The organism is Paraburkholderia phymatum, from assembly GCF_038900715.1.
Classification (GTDB): domain Bacteria; phylum Pseudomonadota; class Gammaproteobacteria; order Burkholderiales; family Burkholderiaceae; genus Paraburkholderia; species Paraburkholderia phymatum_A.
In genome coordinates, this window is sequence record NZ_JAYMRZ010000060.1 from 1 (window position 1) to 3,174 (window position 3,174).

1 protein-coding gene and 1 pseudogene are annotated in these 3,174 nt (G+C 60.5%); both read left to right on the plus strand.

The window, feature by feature from the left end; translation table 11 throughout:
- A pseudogene (locus tag VSR68_RS42290) lies at positions 1-268 on the plus strand (IS630 family transposase); the annotation flags it as partial.
- 140 nt (positions 269-408) lie between these two features.
- A partial coding sequence (locus VSR68_RS42295; RefSeq protein ID WP_342945351.1) for a Tn3 family transposase occupies positions 409-3,174 on the plus strand: 2,766 nt, incomplete at its 3' end.

The window sequence follows — 3,174 nt, forward strand, 5'->3', positions numbered from 1 at the left end:
GCAAAGTATGAGCGCCGCGTCCGCTGTCAATTCGAAGGGGGCTTTCTGGTTTGCAACGTATGACGGGGCGCTTAGCGGCGAGTTGTTCGTGGAACTGCTCAAGAAGTTGATGTTCAATCGGAAAAAAGCGGTTCATTTGATCGTCGACGGATTGCCAGCGCATAAGAAAGCCGTCGTTAAGCACTATGTCGCTAGTACGCAGGGCAAGTTGACTTTGCATTTCCTGCCCGGTTATGCACCGGACCTAAATCCAGATGAACTGGTGTGGGGGTAGCGGCAAGGTAAGCGTAAATTCCTATCATAAGCTTTGGGGTTATATAGACGCGCGGAATCATTTCGAACTGACCTGGTAACGACCTGATTTTCTTCGGCTAATCTGAGCGGCCCGCTGCGATCAAAACGACTCGCATGGCTACCATCGAACGTACTGCGTATCCGCGCTTTCCCACGGTTCTTGCCACGCGGGACCTGCAAGCCTGCTACACACCCCTGCCCGATGAACTGGAATGGGCGCGGCGGTCGTCCCGGGGCGAGCGCCCCCGGCTGGGTCTGCTGGTGCTCCTGAAAGTCTTCCAGCAGATGCATCATTTCCCGTCGCTCGACAGCATCCCGGTGGCCGTCGTCGAACACGTGCGCGCGGCGGCAAACATCGGTCCCGCAGTACGCTTCAGTTATGACACGCAGGCATCGCCGACGCTGTTCCGGCATTACGCCGCAGTGCGCGAGCACCTCGGTGTCAAGCCGTACTACGGCACCGACGCAGGCACGATTGCGACGCGAGCCGCACACACGGCTGCGCTGTCCATGGACCAGCCGGTCGACATCATCAATGCAACGATCGACGAACTGATCGCGCAGGATATCGAACTACCGGCTTTCTCGACGCTGGACCGGATTACCGAGCAGATCCATGCAAAGACCCAGGCGCGGCTTTTCCGGCGGGTCGCACGACGCCTGACCAATGAACAGAAGAACAATCTGGACCGTCTGCTGGCCCGCGACCTGTCAAGCCGGCAGACCGCCTATAACCGCATCAAGCGCCACGCGAGGCGACCATCGCGGCAGCACCTGGACCTGCTGATTGACCAGATCACCTGGCTCGACGAGATCGGGGACTTCACCATCGCGCTCGCCGGCGTCCCGGCGTCAAAGCTGCGCTCACTGGCCATGCAGGCGATGGCACTCGACGCGTCCGCCCTCCGGAAAGACACCCTTCCCGAGAAACGCTACACATTGATCGTGGCGCTGCTTAATCGCATGCGCGTGCGTGCCCGCGACGATCTCGCCGACATGTTCGTGCGACGTATGGGTGCGATCCACAAGCGCGCGAGCGACGAACTGGAGATCGTTCAGCGCAGGCAGCGTGACAAGGTCGAGGATCTCGTGGTCCTGCTCGATGGCGTCGTCGACATCCTTGCTGACGAGTCCGACGAGAGGACGATCGCGCAGTCCATACGAAAGTGGCTTGCACCGAAAGGCGACCTCGAACCGCTGCGTGAGAGCTGTGCCGAGATCCGCGCATTCAGCGGCCGCAATCACCTGCCGCTGCTCTGGAAGCATTTCCGGGCGCACCGTTCGGTCCTCATGCGTCTCGCCCGCACGCTCGAATGGGATTCCACGAGCCAGGTGCGGACGCTGCTCGATGCGCTCGTTGTTGTGCTGGAGAACGAAACGTTACACCGCGAATGGATCGATGCCGATGTGGACCTGAGTTTCGCAGCGGCACGCTGGCGCAAGCTTGTGCGGCGCTCCCACGGTGAAGGCGCGCCGACCAACCGGCGCTATCTTGAGCTGTGCGTGTTCTCGTACATGGCGGAAGAACTGCGCGTCGGCGACCTGTGCGTGTCCGGATCCGATGCCTACGCCGACTATCGCGACCATCTGCTGCCGTGGCGACAGTGTGAGCAACAGTTGCCCGACTACTGCGCGAAAGTCGGCCTGCCGGAAACGGGCAGCGAATTCGTTGCCCAACTGCGTCAGTGGTTGACCGTCACGGCGCGCAAGCTTGACGACGAATATCCACGCAAGCGCGAACATGTCACGATCGACCAGAAAGGCGAGCCGATCCTGCGCAAGACCATTGCAAAAGAAATTCCGGCCAGTGCGATCGCCCTGCAGGAGCGGATCAATGCGCGTCTGCCGACCCGTAATGTGCTCGACATTCTCGCGAACATCGAGCACTGGACGCATTTTACCCGGCACTTCGGACCGTTATCCGGGATCGATCCGCAGATACGCAAGGCGGCCGAGCGGTATTTGCTGACGATCTTCGCGATGGGCTGCAACCTGGGCCCGACCCAGGCGGCACGCCATCTCGATACCGACGTGACGGCGCACATGCTGTCATTCGTGAACCGTCGGCATATGAATCTGGACAGGCTCGAGGCCGCGCAGCGCGAGCTGATCGAGCTATACCTGCGGCTCGATCTGCCAAAGCACTGGGGCGACGGCAAGACTGTAGCGGCCGACGGCACACAGTACGACTTCTACGACAACAACCTGTTGGCCGGCTATCACTTCCGCTACCGGAAAGTGGGTGCGGTCGCCTACCGCCACGTCGCCGACAACTATATCGCGGTATTCCGGCATTTCATCCCGCCGGGCGTCTGGGAAGCGATCTATGTAATCGAAGGGCTGCTCAAGGCCGACACCGTGCATGCGGATACGCAGGGACAATCAGCCGCCGTGTTTGCGTTCACCCATCTGCTCGGCATCAAGCTGATGCCCAGAATCCGCAACTGGAAAGACCTCGTGTTGTACCGCCCGGACAGCGACGCGAAGTACAGGCATATCGACAAGCTTTTCACGGCGACCATCGACTGGGTGCTGATCGAACGGCACTGGCAGGAGCTCATGCAGGTGGCGGTGTCGATCCAGGCGGGCACGATCTCTTCACCGTTGCTGCTGCGCCGCCTTGGCTCCGAGAGCCGCAAGAACCGCCTGTATCTCGCTGCACGCGAACTCGGCAACGTCGTGCGGACGGTCTTTCTGCTTGAATGGATCGGCAGCCGGGAACTGCGCCAGGACGTGACTGCAAACACCAACAAGATAGAGTCGTACAACGGTTTCGCGAAATGGCTGTCGTTCGGCGGCGACGTGATCGCGGAGAACGAGCCGGAAGAGCAGCAAAAACGGCTACGCTACAATGACCTCATCGCATCGGCCGTGATCCTG